Genomic DNA, 19824 nt, shown 5'->3' on the forward strand with positions numbered 1-19824 from the left:
CTATGGCAGCAAATGGATTTATCGAATTGCTTCGCATTGCGAAACGGGGAAATAAAAACTACGTTTCTAATGAAAATGAAGTCAACCGATGGTCAGGCATTGCTTTTGAGATGATGGGGCAATATTTTGTTGCCCCGCTGGGGGAAGTATCCGAAGTGATCTATCCTCCAAAATATACGCCAGTTCCTAATACTCAATCATGGGTGTTAGGATTGGCCAATATTCGGGGAAGGTTATTGTCAGTTTCTGATTTGACTCAATATGTATCAGGACAAAGTAGCCAGTTTTCACCGACTCAAAAAGTATTATGTATTCACCATAATGACCAATATGTCGGTTTGGTCGTTGATCAAGTTTTGGGTATACAACATTTTAATAAGAAAAGTTTTTTTTCTAAAACAACTGAATTGGATAATAACTTACAAGAATACTGTCAGGGATTTTTCCACCAGCATAACCAGCAATGGCATGTGTTCTTATTCAGTCGTCTGTTGCAAAATCCAAAATTTATGAACGCATCTATAAAATTTATAAATTAAACGTCGCGCACGAAAGTAATAAAGACGTAAATCGGGGAGAGGCTGCATGGGCTTTAAACTTAAAAAGAAAAATACAGGTGAAGGTAGCCGCAAAAGTGGCAATACTTTTTTATCTAAGATTCAATCACAAACAGATCAGTTGTCACGTGTATTTGGTGATAGTGAAAAGTCTAAACCGTTTATTTATGGCGCAGCCGGCTGTCTGTTAGCGGCAACCATCACTTTATTGTATCTTTTCTACAGTGTGCCACGTGCCAACCAGCTGACACAAAGCCTGGGTGATTTACGTCTGCTTTCACAAACCATTTCACGTCAGGCGACTGAAGCAACAGCTTCTGGTACACCTGAGGCGATGAAAAACCTGACAGATTCTCAAAAAGCTTTTGCTGAAAACCTTGAGACTGTAAAAAATATTCACTCCAATAATGAAGCGCTGCAAGCAGTAGATAAACAGTGGACAGAAGTATCTTCTAGTATTGATCTGATTGCATCGCAACAAAAAATCATTAACCAGTTATATGACACCAATATTGCGATTGGTGAAGCGATCCCAGGGATTCAGGCCGAATATAACTTGATGGTCGACCAGATGGCGCGTCAAGACATGCCTTCTAACCAGGTGGTCATTGCGAAAAACCAGGTATTTATTGCGGAACGTATTTTACGTTCGATTAGCTTGGTATTGACCGGTAACGACGGTTCACGTGAATCAGCGGACGACTTCAGTGCCGATACCGAAACTTTCGGTTCATACTTAAATGCACAGTTAAACGGTTCTGCTGAACTGGGTGTACAACGTATTACTGATCCAAACCTGCGCGAGTCTCTGGAAGGCATCAAAGCGGAATATGATGATGTACTTGAATCAGCATCTGCGACAATCCTGAAAAACTCTGCGCAAATCGTAAAAGTACGTCAGGCATCTGCGTCAATTTTCTCGCAATCGGATGTCCTGCTCGATAACCTGAACAAACTGTCTGGTAACTCTGGTCTGAAAACAATCGTTCCAGCGGTACTGTTAATTCTGTTATTGATCGGCTTCCTACTGTGTGTATTCCGCCTGTTAACCCTACGTGGTGCATCGGATAAACAGCGTGTAACCCGTCTTCAAGAAGAATATGACCGTAACCAGAATGCGATTTTACGTTTACTGGACGAGATTGCCGACCTTGCGGATGGTGACTTGCGTTCATATGCAACAGTATCGGAAGACTTTACCGGTGCGATTGCCGACTCGATTAACTTTGCGATCGACCAGTTACGTGACCTGGTATCTCGTATTACCGAAACTTCTCAGGAAGTTGCGCAATATACAGCGACAACTCAAAGCATTACCAACCAGTTGGCTGAAGCATCTGAACACCAGGCACAAGAAATTGCCGGTGCATCTGCTGCGATTAACGAAATGGCGATGTCAATTGACCAGGTATCTGCCAACGCGGAAGAATCTGCAGTCGTTGCGGAACGTTCAGTACAAATTGCTGCAAATGGTGCAGACGTTGTACACCGTTCTATTGAAGGTATGGATACGATTCGTGAACAGATCCAGGAAACTTCTAAACGTATTAAACGTCTAGGTGAATCTTCACAAGAAATTGGTAACATCGTAGCCCTGATTAATGATATTGCTGACCAAACCAACATCCTGGCATTGAACGCAGCAATTCAGGCGTCGATGGCGGGTGAAGCTGGTCGTGGTTTCGCCGTGGTAGCGGATGAGGTCCAGCGTCTTGCGGAACGTTCTGCCTCTGCAACCAAACAGATTGAAGGCCTGGTAAAAACCATTCAAACGGATACCAACGAAGCCGTAATTTCAATGGAACAAACCACAGCCGAAGTTGTACGTGGTGCGAACCTGTCTAAAGATGCCGGTGTGGCACTGGATGAGATTCAAACGGTATCGAATAACTTGGCAAAACTGATTGCGAACATTTCCGATGCTGCGAAACTTCAGTCTGCATCTGCGGGTCATATTGCGACCACGATGAATGTCGTACAGGAAATTACTTCACAAACTACGAGTGCAACCTTCGATACAGCACGTTCGGTATCTGAATTGGCGAACATGGCCGATGCATTACGTGAATCTGTATCTGACTTTAAACTACCAGAATAAAGTCAGAAAGTATGAGGGGAGTGTGCCTTAACCCAGGTTGAGGCACATTCAGAAATACAGATAAAGCCTCGACAAGATGGACCTGACTATTAAGGTTAGGTCTCGCGTGACGGTCACAATTAAGTTTGAGCGCCCTTCTTGGCGGCACAACGTAAGAAGCATTAGCTATGAAAGAAATATTAAAAAATTTAGTTGAAACGACAACGCTTCCTGAAGACAGTTATCTTGATCAAGATGCAGAAATTCTTGAAATTTTTGTCGAGGAAATCGAAGAGATTTTCGTTGAGTTAAATGCTTTATTTCCAGAATGGTTGAGTGATCCGGCTCATCAGGAAAACCTGAAAACCATTCGCCGCCATTTTCATACCCTGAAAGGTTCAGGCCGTATGGTGGGGGCTAAATCTGCGGGTGAAATTGCATGGGCAGTGGAAGATACCTTAAACCGGGTACTTTCAGGTTCAATCCAGTTAACGCCTACGATTCAACAGTATGCCAAAGCTGTATTGAATATTTACCAGTTTACTTTATATCCAAAATTCAAACAGGTGCAGGAACTCGATGTTGACCTTCGCCCAGTCGTGCTTTTAGGTCAGCAATTACAACAACAAATGACACCTGAACCGGCTTTAGAAGAACTCTTGCAACTGGCAGACAGTCTGACTGCTGAAGGTCAGATCACAGGTCTTGAGCTAGGTGATTCGACTGAAGACCAAGATACAACTGCAACAATAGAAACAAACACAACAGAACTTGAGCTTGAAAAAGCCGAAACTGAAGATGCTGCACGCAGTGATGTAGAAGAAACCGTGGCAATCTTTATCGAGGAAGCGGAAGAGCATCTCGAAACGATTGCCAAGTTCCTGCGTAGCGAAAATGAAAAAGTGCAGGATTATAATGCATTGATTCGTGCTATTCATACTTTGCGCGGCAGTTCGTCCATGGCACAGATCGAAGAAATCTTCGAGGCCAGCTCTAAAGTAGAACATCTGTTTAAAACGCTGCTTCAGGATGAAATTGCCTCTACTTCAAAAGAAACTGCTGTACTGATTCAGTATGCTGAATTCGTCAGTGACTATCTGCATTTATTGCGTCAGAGCGATAACAGCAAACTGGCAGCAGTGTATGCGACTTTTGAGCGTGTCTGGAATGATTATGGCTTCGCAGCCACTGAAACGGAAACAGTTGAAACCCAAGGTCTGGTGACCAAGCTGGTTGAACTGGAGATTGACCTGTTACTGGATGCCGAGTTTGAATTCGATAAACGCGCTAAAGTCGATTATCCAGAATATATTCAGGCTTTAAGCGAGCAAGCTGCTGAGCTGCTTGCACATACAGATAACCGTGCCGCACTGGGCATTCATGAGTTTACGACAGATTTAAAATCTGCCTATGATGCTTTGCTGGAAAAACCGGTACTGCTGAACAGCGATTATGCCTATGAGCTATTTGCCCAGGCACATCAGGAATTCATTCATTTATTCGATACCCTGGCAGCAGGTCAACGTGTCATTTTAAATGATGATACGCAAAAAACCTTGAGTGAACTTGCTGCATTTGTACAGCAGGATCTGGAGATCTTTGCCGAAGACAATGTACCAGCGGAACAAGTATCAGAAGAAATTTCTATTCCTGAAGCTGCAACTCCAGCCAGCATTGACTTTGCTGCTTTAAGCCAGCGTATTGCCTCTGACCGCCAATACATCGACAGCGCAGAAACTCAGCGTGATTTCGATGAAGATCTATTGAATATCTTCCTGGAAGAAGCGGATGAATTACTGGTAGGTATTGATGAAGATCTGAATACCTGGAGTAAAAAGCAGGATGATACGACTTCACTGAATAACCTGATGCGTCATTTGCACACCTTAAAAGGTGGTGCAAACATGATTACCGCTTCTCATATCGGTTCGATCTCGCACGAACTGGAAAGTATTTATGAGCGAATCATCCGTCAGCAGATTGCAGTAACGCCTACTTTGATTCAAATCATTCGTCTGGTGCAAGATAACGTTTCTGACCGTATCCAGTCGATCCGTGATGAAGGTATCGATTATCCAGCGGTTGAAGCAATTTCGATTCTGCAAAATATTCAGGCCTTGGTGGCTGGTCAAGCTGTTGCAGCTCCAGTAGAAACATCGATTCCTGTTGTCGAATTTGAATATGCAGAAGCTACTGCTGATTCCGAACAAACAGTGGATGAAGCATCGGAAGAGATTGCATCAGAAAATACAGATTCAGATCTAGAACTGGCTCTAGGCTTAGAAGATGAACAAGTTGAGCTTACTGAAACAGAAACTTTAACTGAGCCAGTTGAAGTTGTAGCAGAAGAACGCTCTGAAGAAGATGAACTGAAGTCGATTGTTGAAGAAACCTTCCTGGAAGAGTCAGAAGAGATTCTCGACAATACTGAAAAACTGCTGAACCAATGGTTCGATCAGCGTAGTGACCGTAGCTTATTGCTTCAATTACAACGTGCTGCCCACAGTATCAAGGGGGGTGCGCGCATGGTTGAAAACGAACAGGTGGCCAGCATTGCGTATGAACTAGAAACCACATTTGAACAGTTTGCGGTATATCACTTTAACTCGAATGCTTATGATGGACTGCTGCAAAAAACACTGGCCTGGTTAAGACAAGCCATCTTCCAACGTGACTATAGCAATTTTGAACAGATCCAAAGCAGCCTGAAAAAGATTGCCTATGTGGATGTTACTGCGCAGCTGCCGGAACGTCTGGCTAAAACAGAAACACTGGTCACTGAAAATAGCTTCGAATTTGTCGAAGGTGATGGTACTGAGCCACCACGTATGATGGGTGAGTGGGTTGATACCGGTAATACCGATACCAGTCACGAGATGATCCGTATTTCTGCTGATCTGGTTGAAAAGATGATCGACCTGTCAGGCGAGAATGCGATTAACCGTTCGCGTATCGAGATGGATTTGGGCCAGTTGGGTAATACTCTGAACGAGATGGAACTGGCAATCAAGCGTCTGGCGGATCAGTTGCGCCGAATGGAAGGCGAGCTGGAATCTCAAATTATTGCCAAACACGGTTCAGAAAACTCGCGTTATGCAGACTTTGACCCGCTGGAAATGGACCAATATTCGTCACTGAACCAGTTGTCCAAGTCGCTTGCGGAATCTGCTTCGGACTTGGTTGACTTCAAGAGCACCTTATCCGACAAGATTCGTGAAACTGAAGGTTTGTTATTGCAACAATCACGGATTCAGGCCGAGATTCAGGAAAGCCTGATGCGTACCCGTCTGGTACCGTTTGACCGGATGTTGCCACGTTTACAACGTATCGTACGTCAGACTTCTACGACCTTGAACCGTCCAGCCGAACTGATTGTTCAGAATAGTGAAGGTGAATTAGACCGTAATATTCTGGAGCGTCTGGTAACGCCATTCGAACATATGCTGCGTAATGCGATTGACCATGGTCTAGAAGATACGGCAGATCGTATTGCCTTAAACAAACCAGAAGTCGGTTCAATCCTGTTAAATATCAGCCGTCAGGGTACAGATGTCATCGTCTCATTTAGTGATGATGGTAAAGGTATCGATGCTGAGAAGATTCGTGAGAAAGCACTGAGCCAAGGCCTGATCAAAGAAGATCAGACGCTGGATTCGGAAGAGCTATTGCAATTTATTTTCCACCCAGGCTTTAGTACTGCTAAATCTGTAACCCAGATTTCAGGTCGTGGCGTCGGGCTGGATGTGGTACAAAGTGAGATCAAGTCGCTGGGCGGTCACGTATCTGTCAGCTCTGAAGTCGGCAAAGGCACAACCTTCACTATTCGTGTACCGACCACTGTAGCAGTCAGCGATGCCTTGATGGTAAAAGTGGGCGATCAGCAATATGCTGTTTCTCTGGCGCAAATCGACCGTATTGTACGTATTGCACCATCTACTCTGGAAACTTACTTCAACAGTAAAGACGATTTCTTCAAGATTGATGGCGTTAATTACAAATTGCGTTACCTGTCTGAGTTCGTATCGAATCAGCCAATTCCACGTCTGAACAACGTAGCACATTCACTGCCAGTATTGCTGATTAAAGGGAATAGTGGTCAAACCATTGCCTTGTTAGTCGATCAACTCGTCGGTTCACGTGCACAGATCGTGGTGAAACCAATTGGCCACCAGTTCGCCAATATTGGTGTGGTGACCGGTGCGACGATTCTTGGTGATGGTCAGGTCTGTCTGATTCTGGATGGTCAGAATATTGCCCGTCAGATCCATGGTACGCAGCGTGTCAAACACATGCAGGATCAACGTGATGGTTCACGTTCTGGCAGTGCTCGCCGTCTGGTAATGATCGTGGATGACTCGGTGACTGTACGTAAGGTGACCTCGCGTCTACTTGAGCGTCAGGGCTATGATATTGTCACCGCCAAAGATGGTGTCGATGCGATTGAGCAACTTGAAAATGTCCGTCCGGATCTGATGCTGCTGGATATTGAAATGCCACGAATGGATGGTTTCGAGGTCACGAACCTGGTCCGTCACCACGATATTCACCGTGACCTGCCAATCATCATGATTACTTCGCGTACGGGTGAGAAACACCGTGAACGTGCCTTCAGTTTGGGCGTAACCCACTATATGGGTAAACCGTTCCAGGAAGCTGAATTACTGGCGAACATTCAACAATTAATTGCTGAAAAACAGGGGTCATAAATGAGTCAGAATACGACTAATGCCAAAATGGCTGATCAGATTAGCCAGCAGGAACTTCAGCATTTAATTACGGTATCTACCGGATTTATTGATGCTTATATCATTGACTGTCACGGCAAAGATCCAATGCTGTTACCACAAAATATTGTCCTGTCTGCACTGGATAGTGATACCCAGGTTAAAGTGGTTGAATGGCATGATGCGCAATTACCGGTTTATGCAGTAAATGATCCTGCACGTAAAAGTGGTGTGGCGCTGGTGATTGAAGGAGATGAGGTGCATCAGCGTTTTGCCCTCATGTGCAATGAAATGCCTAAAACCATTCGTCTGCGTATTTCTGAAGTGGTTGATGCCGATCAGCAAGTGACTGACCCCGCAGTATTCCAGTATGTGCGTATGGGGGATCAGTTATTTCACATCCCGCAAATGGGCTATATCCAGTCTTCAATTGGCTTGTAATTTATTATAAAGCACATAAAAAAAGGAACTCATAAGAGTTCCTTTTTTTATATCTGGTGATTAATTGGCTAACAGGTTCACTAGAATCTGCTCATAAATTTCAGCCAAAGGTTCAAGATCCGCGATATCGACATGCTCATTAATCTGATGGATTGTGGCATTCAGTACACCGAGTTCCAGCACCTGTGCACCGGTAGGCGCAATAAAACGACCATCTGAGGTGCCGCCTGAAGTTGATAATTCAGTTTCAGTACCAGTCACAGTTAAAATGGCATCTTTAGCGGCATTCACCAGCTCACCGACCGGTGTCAGGAATGGCAGGCCAGATAAAGTCCATGAAATATCATAGTCCACACCATGACGATCCAGAATTTCAAGCATACGTGCCTTTAGTTCTTCAGCAGTCACTTCAGTTGAATAACGCCAGTTGCAGAGCAAATTCATGGTGCCTGGAACAACGTTGGTTGCACCGGTGCCGGCATTGATATTTGAGATCTGGAAAGACGTCGCAGGGAAGTATTCATTGCCATTATCCCAGACTGTTTCGCACAGTTCCGCAATGGCTTTAGATGCTGTATGAATTGGATTCACTGCTAAGTGCGGATAAGCTACATGCCCCTGTTTGCCTTTTACAGTTAAGTTGGCATTTAAAGAGCCGCGACGACCGTTTTTGACAATATCACCTAGTTTGTTGGTACTTGATGGTTCACCTACCAGACACCAGGTAATTTTCTCATTACGCGCTTCCAGAGTTTCAATCACTTTTACCGTACCATTGATCGATGGACCTTCTTCATCTGAAGTAATTAGATAGGCGATTGAACCTTTGTGATTTGGATATTTTTCGACAAAACGTTCAGTGGCTACAATCATTGCAGCCAAGGCGGTTTTCATGTCAGCGCTACCACGGCCATATAGCTTGCCATCACGAATTTCTGGAGCAAAAGGATCAGAGTTCCAAGCATCCAGATTGCCGGTCGGTACAACATCGGTATGGCCAGCAAAACAGAAAACAGGGCCTTCAGTACCTTTACGCGCCCAAATATTATCAACATCTTCAAAGCGCATTGATTCAATATTGAAACCCATCTCTTTCAAACGTTCTGCCATGATATTCTGGCAGTCATGATCAATAGGGGTCACAGAAGGCTGACGTAATAATTGCAGGCTTAAATCAAGAGTCGCGGAAGATGTCATATGGTGAATTCATAAGTCGATAAATTTGTCGGCTCTATGATAGGCGAATATGGCCTGTAATGTGAATGTTCCGCATAAAAAAACCCTATCTGAGATAGGGTTTGTGGAGAAGCTAGAAAGAGTTTAGTTTTGACGGATTTCTTCAGAAGTTTTTTCTGCAGTGCCTGTTACAGCTTCGCCTGCTTTAGAAACGTCTTTACCCACACCTTTGACAGTGTTACAGCCAGTTAAAACAAAAGCCATTACCAATGAAGCAGCAAGAATTTTTTTCATCATCATCTCCGTATTATCGATAATAAAATTATTATGATGTGGAACTAAGATTAGAAAATATACGACATAAAAAATATGTGGTTTTCATAGTGCTTCGGTTAATAAATGTAATGTTTTAAAAGGGTTTATGCGCAGGAAAGGGCAGCAGAAGCGGGCTGCGATACATATAAAAATCCTCTTGATCAGCCTTTTTATAAAGTCCATTTGTCCACCAATAGGGACTTGAACTGCTGATCTGCGCATTGGGATAAATCCATTCATGACGTTGCAAACGATAGAAATTAGCCGCTGGGTCGGGAATCTGCTGGCCCCATAATCCTATGCGACGTTGGGTATTAACCCAGCCAGGCAATGTCTGATCCGCACGATGTACTGGAAGATAAAGCTGGCCTTTTAACATGCAGAAACGCTGATCAATCTGCTGATCCAGAGCCTCATCAAACTGAAACTGTTTCTGGGTAAAATGCTTCATTTTACGGATTAAAGTATCGGTGCGGTTCAGGCCATACCAGTTTGGCAGCCTAAAATCGGCTTCTGCGAGGTAGTATTTCAGCGCCACTTCCCAATGTTCGGTCAGACCAGTCTCTGTATTGAGTAACAGAAAATCCAGTTCACCCAGCGTTTTAGCGCCGTCAATTTTTTGAATGCTATGACCTAGAAGCTTATAAGGGTGATAGGCATCATCCAGCAGCCAGAACCATACCAGCATTTCAAAGCGCAGACCCAGTCGGGTGCTTTTAAGCTGCTGCACGAATTGCTCCAGCTCTTCTGGATGCCGGTCCAGATATTTCAGACGTGGATGATAATTTTGCAAGTGATGTTGCCAAGTCTCAGAATCATGTAATTCAAAAGCATGGACGACTTCAAGTTCGGCTGGAATTTGAGACAGAAGGTTTGGACTGCCAACAGCAAAAGCCAGTTGCCGCACCAAAGGATGCTGATAATATTGCCATGCTTCTACAAGATGATGATTTAGACTGGAAAAGGGCATAGCACATCCTGTGAAAAGTGCACAAATACAACGGACAGATTTTAAAAACACTTTATACTACCCCTAATTTTGTGGGTAGGACCGATTTATGAAAATATTGTTTTGGCGAAGCCTGGTCGTACTGTTTGTCGTACTGGGCTTTATCGGTGCAATCTTGCCCGGCATGCCAACTACAGTATTTTTAATTCTGGCGGCTTGGGCGGCATCCAAAGGCTGGCCGCAAATGGATGCATGGCTGCTGAATCATCCAAAATATGGTCCGACTTTAAGAGCCTGGCGTGCCAATGGTACTGTGCCACGCAAGGCCAAATGGCTGGCCAGTATCATGATGGTCATCAGTGGCATTATCATGTTATTTACGACAGCACCGTTGGCAGTCAAAATCTTTACTGATGTGACCATGCTGATTGTGGCGATCTGGTTATGGCGTCGGCCTGAACCGGTTCAGGACATAATCCATCCAGAACACATGGCCACAAAGAAAGTAGAACTAGAAACTATTAAGACAGAGAAAGAGAAGTCATGAGCCATTTGCAGCTGGATCAGGCAGAAATCCTGATTGATCTCGCCCAACAAAAACTATATTTGCCAAAATATGATAAGCAGTACCTGATTTCTACGGGTAAGAATGGCATTGGTGAAACAGAAAATAGTGGCAAGACGCCTCGTGGCTGGCATAAAGTCGCTGAAAAGTTTGGCCAGCAGGCACCTTTAAATAGTGTGTTTATTGCTCGTCAAGCGACAGGTGAAATTTATAATGCAGAACTGGCACAGCAGTTCCCGCAGCGAGACTGGATTCTCAGCCGGATCTTATGGCTAAGTGGGCTTGAAGAAGGGTTTAACCAAGGTGAGGGCTGTGATACTTATCAACGTTATATCTATATTCATGGTACGCCTGATTCCGAGCCGATGGGTATTGCAATGTCACATGGCTGTATCCGCATGCGGAATACGGATGTGGCCGAGCTGTTTGAACTGGTGAATGAAGATGCTCTGGTCTATATTTCAGAACAGCCTCTGAATCTGACTGTTTAAATGACCTAAGAAGATTTGTAGTGGATTTAAAATTAATTGAAATATCTTTTATTTATGGATGTAAAAGTAAAAGTGGGCATAGATCAGCTATGTACTCTACTTTTATAGACAAATAGACTTAGAAACAGGATTTATAGCCCGCCAATAAAAGTCATCGATTTGTTTTTTACAGGACTGTAAGCTTTTAAAATAAAGATTACAGGATCACAACGTTGCGGTGAGTTGGGCTTTGTATAATCTTTCAGCAATACTGAAGTCTGTTGCATGTTCTGGTCTCAATTTTCATGAGTAAAACCGTAAAAATCTGCCTTTTAGTTTTAGAGAGTATCCTTAAAAAATCGGTATAGACTTAAAAAATAAACAAAAAGTGTTGTTTTTTTTAACAATCAACCTATTTTTTAATCACTCACACCGAAAAAGCAGAAAACAGTCAGAAAAGCGTTTGACAGTCTGTGAAGATTCTCTATAATGCACCTCATCAAGCGATGAAGTCGATTTGAAAGGGCGCTTAGCTCAGTTGGTAGAGCGTCTGCCTTACAAGCAGAATGTCGGCGGTTCGATCCCGTCAGCGCCCACCAAGCTTCTTTCAAAGTTGAGACACTTATAGTGCAGCGGTAGTTCAGTTGGTTAGAATACCGGCCTGTCACGCCGGGGGTCGCGGGTTCGAGTCCCGTCCGCTGCGCCACTTTAAGTTCTTGATGAATCGTTTGCCACAATAGCGACATTGTGTAAGTGCAGCGGTAGTTCAGTTGGTTAGAATACCGGCCTGTCACGCCGGGGGTCGCGGGTTCGAGTCCCGTCCGCTGCGCCATTTACATGATAGAACTTTTGAGGGCGCTTAGCTCAGTTGGTAGAGCGTCTGCCTTACAAGCAGAATGTCGGCGGTTCGATCCCGTCAGCGCCCACCAGATTTTTTGTGATGCAGCGGTAGTTCAGTTGGTTAGAATACCGGCCTGTCACGCCGGGGGTCGCGGGTTCGAGTCCCGTCCGCTGCGCCATCCTAAGAATCAAACAGTTTGACCCTTTAAGGGCGCTTAGCTCAGTTGGTAGAGCGTCTGCCTTACAAGCAGAATGTCGGCGGTTCGATCCCGTCAGCGCCCACCATATCTTCTAAAGATATACGCGATGCAGCGGTAGTTCAGTTGGTTAGAATACCGGCCTGTCACGCCGGGGGTCGCGGGTTCGAGTCCCGTCCGCTGCGCCATTTTTCATTCCCTGATGTGAAAAATGTGTTTCAAGCAAGATTTTCTTTCTTGCGTCATAAAAACAACAGTGTTGTTTTTATTCCTCAGGGCGCTTAGCTCAGTTGGTAGAGCGTCTGCCTTACAAGCAGAATGTCGGCGGTTCGATCCCGTCAGCGCCCACCATATCTTTCTTGCCTAAATCCTCAATATTTCATAGAATTTGAAGTCTATAATAATTTGAAGATTTCAGACTATCTATGAGAAATCCATATCAGCGCAAGGCAGCGATCAAATCGCAAAATACTGCCTACGATCCGCTACAAGTTTATAAAAATTTTATTGAAGCTATTGTTGCCCAAGGTGGCATTTTTGCACTTTACCAAGAGGGTTGGGCTTTATGTGCTACGCCGACAGGACAGCGTGCTTTCGCAACCTGGCAAAGCAAAGGTCTGGCCAGACTACTCATTAAAGATAACTGGGCCAATTACCAGATTCAGGAAATTACCCTCAAAGATTTTGTTGAAAAGGTCATTCCTTTCTTACGTCAGGAAAGCACTATTGTGTCATTGGATCTGACACCGGAAGGGCAGAATATTCTAGTTGCGCCTGAAAAACTTTTGCTGGATCTTAAAAATTACCTGTATCAGGTCTATGTACAGAAACCTGAACTATTCAAAAATCCAGCGATCCCTTCGCCAAGGCATATCCGTTTAAATTAATTTAGTAATTTAAGTCACTTATTTAAATAGTGAATATTCATTGAGTAGCCAGCCGCTCAAAAAGGCAAAATATTCTCTTAACCAGGAGTTATAGCGCAGATAAAGGGGAGTGCTGGCACTCAAACTAATCACTTGTTGATAACCTTGGTGTCTGGCAATGGCACGAGCACGAGGACTATGAAAATCACTGGTTGCAATCGCAATCGGATCATTTTGACTTATATTTTGTTGTTCCAATATCACTTGAGAATACATCAGGTTTTGAGCAGTACTTCTGCTTCGATCTTCAAGTTGGATGGGGTTGATGAGTTCTGGATAGGTGGTGTTGATATAGTGTTGCATGACTTCAGCCTCACTTTGCCTTTCCCAATAATTACGCCCACCTGTCATAATCATTAAAGTATCTGGATAGTGTGCTGCATATTGTGCTGCAGTATCCAGACGGCTTTTTAAGATGGGTGAGGGTTGTCCATTCGTAATCCCGCTGCCTAAAACCAGAATAGCGGCAGGAGACTGTGTAGATTCATTTGAATGAATGGACATCTGGATATAAGCGAAGAAAACAGCAACACTGATCATCCAGAGTAGAAATCCAGCCCAGAGACTGTTCCAGAACCAGATTCTAAATCTGGAATGCTGTTTCCAGCGTTGAATGTTTGAAAAGAGCAAAGCATAGAGGATCAGTGCTACGCTAATGAAAATTGGCAAAAGAACACCGAAATGTCTTTGTCCCTGACTCATTAACCAGAGGCTGTTTATGCCAAGGATCAAACCAAAGATCAGACTGAGACTTCGTTTAAGTGGGCTGGATATTCGGATATTCATATTTTTATTAATCTTCTTATCTCTTCTTCTATATTATTAATAAAAAAACCGGGCATGAAGCCCGGTTTTTTATAGATCAGCTGATCTTAATATACATCACGACGATAACGACCATCCAGACGTAATTGATCTACTGTGCTTTCACCGAGAATATCAATCAGAGCCTGATCGACATCGCTGGCCATGCCATTAATGCTACCACACACATAAATCACGGCGCCTTGAGCGACCCAGAGTTTCAGTTCTTCAGCTTGCTCACGCAATTTATGATGCACATAAACTTTTTCCTGCTGGTCACGAGAGAAAGCAAGGTCCAGTCGTTTTAATGTACCCATTTGCAGCCAAGCCTGAATGGTTTCTTCAAAGAAGAAATCATGTGCACGCTGACGTTCACCGAAGATGAGCCAGTTTTGAGTATAGTCCTGACGGTTACGCGCACTCAGCAAACTCATCAAACCTGCGATTCCGGTACCATTACCAATACAGATAATCGGACGGTTATCTGCAATCAGATGGAAAGATTCATTCTTGCGAATACGCAGGGCAATCGGTGAATTTAAGGCAGTATGCTGTGTTAACCAGCCTGAGCCCAGACCTAACTGACCTTGCGCATCGGATTGCTGGCGTACGACCAGACGTAACACTTGCTGACTTGGAATACTGGCAATCGAATATTCACGTGTAGCCAGAGCCGGTAATTGCTGTAATAGCTCATCTACTGAATCAAAAGGATCAACCTGAGTCAGGTCACGATCCCAAAGTGCCTGTTCGATACTTTGCTTCAGAGAAGGCACCTGTGTACCCGCGGCAATACGGTATTTCTCTATAAATGCACGGATACGTTCAGGGCTGTTTCCTGGTTGGATTTCGGCAATATCGCCTGCCTGCCACACGGCTTCATGCTGTGGAACCAGTTCAATATTGAACGCAGGTGCCCCTAGACTGTCTGGATTCAGTAATTCGCGTTTGCTCAAAGTCCATTGATCGAAGGTTTTATCGATACCCATATCCTGCAATTCAAACTGGGTCACATGGGCAAGGGCATTGGTCCATTGCTGGATATGCTCATTATTGGCATTATCCACTTCAATGGTCTTGAAGAGCTGCTTGGCACCATTCTGTTGTAACCACTGGTCGATCCGATGACCAAAGCTGCAATAGGTATCAGGATATTCCTGGGAGCCTAGAGCCAAAACTGCATAATTGAGATGATTAAGATCCGCTTTGGCAGACAAAATTTTCTTTTCAAAAGAGGAGGCTAGGTCAGGTGCTTCACCTGTGCCATAAGTACTGGCTACAAATAGAACCTGTTCTGCTTGTTGCAGATCTTCAAGGCTTAGTTGCTGTACTGCTTTAACGGTGACAGGTTGACGTGCTTCCTGTAAGGCAGTAGCTGTGCGCCATGCCAGTTGCTCAGAAACACCTGTTTGTGAGGCATACGCAATCAGCCAAGGCTTAGCATTTGGATCCAGAGGCAGGGCAGTTGCGCCTTGGCGTGCAGCCAGAGTAAGTTTTTTCTGCTTGCGACGTTTCAGATAGAGCATCCAGCCAGTCACGAAGAACAATGGCATTAATAATGCAGCAATCATGACCAGGAACTGGTACACAGGACCAAAGAAGCTGCCACGGTGTACCGGTAACATGCTGCTCATGATTTTTTCATTGAGCTTTTTATCTTCATAGAGCTGGACTTCGGTAAATTCAGCACTGCGATAATTATAAGTCGCATTGTTGCGGGCACGTTCATGTTGTGCCACAGGGTCAACAAAACTCAACTGCATTTCACCATCCGGTTTTTTTGGCAGGTTAAATGTCACAGTCGAATATTTGCCTGCAAATTGAGTACTGAAGCCAGTCCAGCTCTGATCCAGCGCACGTGAAATACTTTCTGGGCTCATGCCAGCTTCTTCACGGCCTTCACCACGTTGTCCGCGTTCACCACGAGAACCGCGTTCGCCTTCTGAACGACCTTCGGCACGTATTTCACCTTCACCGCGAGGTCCACGCTCACCACCTTGGCGACCTTCACCTCGCATTTCACCAGTGCCACGAGGACCGCGTTCACCACGTGGCCCACCTTCGCCGCGACCGCCATTGGCCTGCATTTCTGGTTGTGGACGTTCTACGCCCAGAACTTTATACATACCATCACGCCACCAGCCATAAGACCAGGTAAGACCGGTACAAGCCAGAATCAGGTAGAAAATCACCACCCAGGTACCCACCACTGCATGCAGATCCCAGATAAAATTACGGCCTTTCAGTTGTGGTTTCACTGCCAGCCACTGCTTGATCGAATGACGTTTTGGCCAGCGTAAATACAGGCCAGACAAGACGAAAAAGATCAGCATCAGGGTACAAGCGCCGGTAATCTGTTTACCGACGGGACCTACTGTTAAATTACGATGTAACTGCTGTACAAACTGGAAGAATTCACGACCTTTAATTTCAGGTAATACTTCAGCTGTGTAGGGGTTGACCATCATGTTATAACCACGACGTGCTCCCTCTTTTACAATATTGACCGTACTGGATGCACTTGGATCCTGTGTGACGGTAATACTGTTAATTTTCATTTCAGGATTTTGGTTCTGGAAATGTTGATACAGCTGGGCAGGGCTAAGCTTATCTCGCTGTTGAACCTGTACAGTATAACTGTCGCTATTCATCCATTTTAAGATTTGCGGTTCATAAGAATAAATAGCACCCGTGACTCCCATAATTGAGAGAATCAAACCTGCAGTAATCCCCAGAAACCAGTGGATTTGGAAAAATGTCTTTTTAAACATGATGGTCAGATTTATGGTGGTATGTGTAAAAGTAGGCAAATTATAACTGAAGAATCAGAACAAATTATAGATTATGATGATAATATTTATTCTCATTATCATTTGTGTCGATGAGTCGGATAAAAGATAGACGTAAAAAAACCTCCATGTCGAAACAGGAGGTCTTTTAAAACCGGGATATGTTTTAGATTTCTTTTGGTGCGCCCACTTCTTCTTGCAGATGCTTGCGAATGGTCGCGAAAGAGAAGTTTTTACTGTCTAAACGTTTAGGCAGGATATAAGCACCTTGCTGACCTTTGACTTTAAAATTGATCAGCATGAATTCCGGCGTGTTATACCATTCATAGATGTCTTTCCAGCCAATAGCACCCACACCTTCCTGCATGCCCATTTTCTGGCGCATCACAATACCATGTGGCTGTACGCCCAGACGGATACCTTTAATTTCCTGTACCGGAAATTCATTCATCTTGCGTTTAACATACCATTCCAGACCGAAAGTACGGATCAGGTAATACAGTACTACACAGACAATCGCCACCCAGCAGATAACTGTTGAGTAGTTCTTGATCAGGATAATTCCCAGAATAGACAAGGCAACAATAGCACCCATGATCAGCCAGGCTTTCATGCCAATTTTATTGGTACTACGCCAGATCATCAGCTGAGCATGACGTTGCTCAGCTTCTGAAATTTCATAGTTCACAGGCTGTAGGGTATAAGCGTATAAATTTTTCGCGGTCATAATGAAATTAACAGATTTAAAACTATAAAAAGTTTAGCATTAATTATGCTGATTCAGTGAGTATATTGTTCCAAAATCAGCCAAATTATAATGAGGCCAATTCAGTAGCCTGTTCATCACGTTCGTGACTCAAAGTTTGCTTTAACTGACTCAATTGCTTCAAGATACTAAACATTAAAGACAGTTGCTGCAAAATGATCAATGGTTTCTGGTCTTCTTCCTGCTGTTGTGACAGACGCTGACGAATATTCTGGATCATATTCTGGGTGCTTAGGTCAGGGACTTCATCATAAAGCAGGGCACCACGAATATTTTCTAGGGCTTGATCCAGCAAGTCCAGCACATCCTGATCCTGAATTTTTTCACGATGCGCACCCAGCGCGGCAATATAACTGATAAAAGTATGATTCAGGCACAGGAACTCAAAAGCCTGTGATTTTTGCACTGGGTCAAAGTCAGGTTCAGTGGCCAAAGTTGAGATCAGGGAAGCCACTTCAGCATCGGTATTATGAGCTGCACGACGTACCACGCGGTAGGTCAGGCCATTATTCCGTCCAGACTTATACTGTTCAATCACTTCACTCAAGTAGTCACATTCTGCCTGCAGGCTACGGCTAATGCTGCGTGGCAAGCGACGGAATTTCCAGTCCGGGAAGATAAAGCTCACGCCAAACCATGCAATCGCACAGCCAATCAGGGTATCAATCATACGTGGAATAGCTGCGGCAAAGCCCATACCATCCAGGTTAAAGTTAATCAGTGCCAGAATGGTAATGAAGGCAGTGGCCTGTGCATACTGTTTACTGCGTAATTCAAAGAACAGAATCCCACTCAAAATCAGCAGCAATAATTGTCCTTCGACAGAAGGAATAAAGTACAGAATGGCATAACCCAAAAGAATACCTGCCAGTGTTCCAACGATACGTAAACGTAAGCGGCGTTTGGTGGCATTGAAGTTAGGTTGGCTGACGAATAGAGCGGTCAGCAAAATCCAGTAACCATACTCAATATCGGTCAGCTGGACAAAGATATAGCTGATTAGTAGCACAATCGACAGGCGAATAGCATGACGGAACAACACGGATTCAGGTGTCAGATGCTGCTTGACCCGAATCTTGATATCTTCCCAGCCTTTCAGGTCGTCATCTTTGAGCTGGTTTTCAATATGTTTAGCACGATCAAATTTGATATTACGTTCAGTTTCCAGGTTGCGTAACTGCGCATCAATGGATTTCAGGTTCTGGAATAAGGCAAATAGGGCATTGATCCAGACCTGATCATACTGCTGTTCTGTACGCAATTTTTCCAGGGACAATCTCAGGTTTTCAAAGGCATGTTTGAAGCGTTTATTATGTTTATAGGTTTTGCGTTGCTGAATGCTTTCACTCAGGTCTTTACAGGCTTTGCCTTGAATCGACAGGATGCGCTGAAAACGGAACAAAATGTCGCTATGTTCAAAAATTTTGGCCAGTTTCTGATAATCAATATGCGCAGAATCGGCACGCTCGTGAATATCTTGTGCCACAAAATAGTATTGCAGGCTACGACGGGTATCTTTCTGACCACGGTCACCTTTCAGGCGGGTCAAAAGAACAGTCTTCATTTCATTAAAAATTGAAATCAGTTTGCCATTTTCCAGTGACAGCTCGATCATACTTTGCTGATAACTTTTTGCCGTCATATCAACATCGAACAGATTCGATTTGGCATAAAGGAAATCACCTAGTGAGGCATAACACTTGGCCAGATTATCCTGTGCACGTCGCGCCGGGAATAGCAGGAAGCTGAGGGTCGACAAAAAGCCATACCAGACTGCACCAATCAGCAGTAAGCTCGCCTGTTGATACCATCCATCAAATAGTTCAACCCCCAGCATGGAATAGACAGAAATCACCAGACAGCCATAGGAAATCGTGGCATAACGTCGACCAAGCGAGCCAAGCAGAATCAGGACAATACAAGAAACAATGAGGGCAGAAGCAAACAGCAGCGGATAAGGAAATAACAGATAGACTGCCACTGCGGTAATGAAGAAGCCTAAATAGGTATAGAACAGATTCAGGATACGCACGGAAAAGCGGTCATCAATATCGCTTAAACCTGCGGCCACCACCCCCAGAGTTAGTGGAATAGTCATTAACTGCTGTCCCATGAAATAGGGAACGAAGGCAGTGCCTGCAAAAGCGATCAGCATACGCAGGTTATACATCAGGGTCGTATTATAAGTCGCGTGCTTAAGACGATTGAGCCAAGATTTCAACGGTGAT

At 44.3% G+C, this 19824-nt stretch carries 14 protein-coding genes and 8 tRNA genes; 15 read left to right on the forward strand and 7 right to left on the reverse strand.

Translation table 11 applies throughout. The features are described from left to right. The first annotated feature begins 2 nt into the window (after window positions 1-2). The 4 genes from AC4MCD_RS03525 (at window position 3) to AC4MCD_RS03540 (ending at window position 7799) form a co-directional block, all read left to right on the forward strand. Window positions 3-539: a chemotaxis protein CheW gene (locus AC4MCD_RS03525; RefSeq protein ID WP_159123371.1), complete on the forward strand. Its 537-nt coding sequence runs from the start codon at window positions 3-5 to the stop codon at window positions 537-539. A 46-nt stretch (window positions 540-585) separates the two neighbouring features. Further along, a complete protein-coding gene (locus AC4MCD_RS03530) occupies window positions 586-2655 on the forward strand; it encodes a methyl-accepting chemotaxis protein (protein ID WP_180052329.1) in 2070 nt (689 codons plus the stop codon). 167 nt (window positions 2656-2822) lie between these two features. Continuing rightward, on the forward strand, window positions 2823-7340 hold the full coding sequence (locus AC4MCD_RS03535; protein WP_419374752.1) for a hybrid sensor histidine kinase/response regulator: 4518 nt from the start codon (window positions 2823-2825) through the stop codon (window positions 7338-7340). Then, window positions 7341-7799, forward strand: a complete 459-nt coding sequence (locus AC4MCD_RS03540; RefSeq protein WP_419374753.1) for a hypothetical protein — start codon at window positions 7341-7343, stop codon at window positions 7797-7799. Window positions 7800-7859: 60 nt separating this feature from the next. Here the strand turns inward: AC4MCD_RS03540 and dapE are convergent, their stop codons facing one another. From dapE to AC4MCD_RS03555, 3 genes are all read right to left on the reverse strand, one after another. Continuing rightward, complete coding sequence (gene dapE / locus AC4MCD_RS03545) at window positions 7860-8996, reverse strand: succinyl-diaminopimelate desuccinylase (RefSeq protein WP_419374754.1); 1137 nt, start codon at window positions 8994-8996, stop codon at window positions 7860-7862. 123 nt (window positions 8997-9119) lie between these two features. Further along, window positions 9120-9269, reverse strand: coding sequence for an entericidin A/B family lipoprotein (locus AC4MCD_RS03550; RefSeq protein ID WP_004784975.1), 150 nt, complete (start codon window positions 9267-9269; stop codon window positions 9120-9122). A gap of 115 nt (window positions 9270-9384) precedes the next feature. Next, window positions 9385-10260 carry a DUF1853 family protein gene (locus AC4MCD_RS03555; protein ID WP_419374755.1) on the reverse strand — a complete coding sequence of 292 codons (876 nt, stop codon included), beginning with the start codon at window positions 10258-10260 and terminating at the stop codon, window positions 9385-9387. A gap of 88 nt (window positions 10261-10348) precedes the next feature. Between AC4MCD_RS03555 and AC4MCD_RS03560 the strand changes: the two genes are divergently transcribed. From AC4MCD_RS03560 to AC4MCD_RS03610, 11 genes are all read left to right on the forward strand, one after another. Beyond that, window positions 10349-10786 (forward strand): YbaN family protein, encoded by a 438-nt coding sequence (locus AC4MCD_RS03560; RefSeq protein WP_419364563.1) that lies wholly within the window; start codon window positions 10349-10351, stop codon window positions 10784-10786. Next, window positions 10783-11295: a cell wall-recycling L,D-carboxypeptidase ElsL gene (gene elsL / locus AC4MCD_RS03565; protein ID WP_419364561.1), complete on the forward strand. Its 513-nt coding sequence runs from the start codon at window positions 10783-10785 to the stop codon at window positions 11293-11295. Before AC4MCD_RS03560 ends, elsL begins: the two co-directional genes overlap by 4 nt. Window positions 11296-11797: 502 nt before the next feature. Then, window positions 11798-11873: transfer RNA gene (locus AC4MCD_RS03570), tRNA-Val, on the forward strand. Window positions 11874-11903: 30 nt separating this feature from the next. Continuing rightward, window positions 11904-11980 (forward strand) — tRNA-Asp (locus tag AC4MCD_RS03575). A 49-nt stretch (window positions 11981-12029) separates the two neighbouring features. After that, window positions 12030-12106, forward strand: a tRNA-Asp gene (locus tag AC4MCD_RS03580). Between the two features lie 21 nt (window positions 12107-12127). Next, window positions 12128-12203 (forward strand) — tRNA-Val (locus tag AC4MCD_RS03585). Window positions 12204-12216: 13 nt separating this feature from the next. Beyond that, a tRNA-Asp gene (locus tag AC4MCD_RS03590) sits at window positions 12217-12293 on the forward strand. Between the two features lie 30 nt (window positions 12294-12323). Beyond that, window positions 12324-12399: transfer RNA gene (locus tag AC4MCD_RS03595), tRNA-Val, on the forward strand. 23 nt (window positions 12400-12422) lie between these two features. Continuing rightward, a tRNA-Asp gene (locus AC4MCD_RS03600) sits at window positions 12423-12499 on the forward strand. Between the two features lie 87 nt (window positions 12500-12586). Further along, window positions 12587-12662: transfer RNA gene (locus tag AC4MCD_RS03605), tRNA-Val, on the forward strand. A 74-nt stretch (window positions 12663-12736) separates the two neighbouring features. Continuing rightward, window positions 12737-13198 carry a DUF2750 domain-containing protein gene (locus AC4MCD_RS03610; RefSeq protein ID WP_004784968.1) on the forward strand — a complete coding sequence of 154 codons (462 nt, stop codon included), beginning with the start codon at window positions 12737-12739 and terminating at the stop codon, window positions 13196-13198. Between the two features lie 18 nt (window positions 13199-13216). Here the strand turns inward: AC4MCD_RS03610 and AC4MCD_RS03615 are convergent, their stop codons facing one another. The 4 genes from AC4MCD_RS03615 to yccS all read right to left on the reverse strand — a co-directional run bounded on the left by AC4MCD_RS03615 (window position 13217) and on the right by yccS (window position 19817). Next, window positions 13217-14011: a YdcF family protein gene (locus AC4MCD_RS03615; protein WP_491876835.1), complete on the reverse strand. Its 795-nt coding sequence runs from the start codon at window positions 14009-14011 to the stop codon at window positions 13217-13219. A gap of 98 nt (window positions 14012-14109) precedes the next feature. Beyond that, on the reverse strand, window positions 14110-16812 hold the full coding sequence (locus AC4MCD_RS03620; protein ID WP_491876581.1) for a PepSY domain-containing protein: 2703 nt from the start codon (window positions 16810-16812) through the stop codon (window positions 14110-14112). Between the two features lie 184 nt (window positions 16813-16996). Further along, window positions 16997-17557 carry a YcxB family protein gene (locus AC4MCD_RS03625; protein ID WP_004784963.1) on the reverse strand — a complete coding sequence of 187 codons (561 nt, stop codon included), beginning with the start codon at window positions 17555-17557 and terminating at the stop codon, window positions 16997-16999. Between the two features lie 85 nt (window positions 17558-17642). Continuing rightward, the gene (yccS, locus tag AC4MCD_RS03630; protein WP_419364556.1) at window positions 17643-19817 is read right to left on the reverse strand and encodes a YccS family putative transporter; all 2175 of its coding nucleotides are present in this window, start codon (window positions 19815-19817) and stop codon (window positions 17643-17645) included. Window positions 19818-19824 lie beyond the last annotated feature (7 nt).

Source organism: Acinetobacter sp. CAU_H_78, from assembly GCF_058599365.1.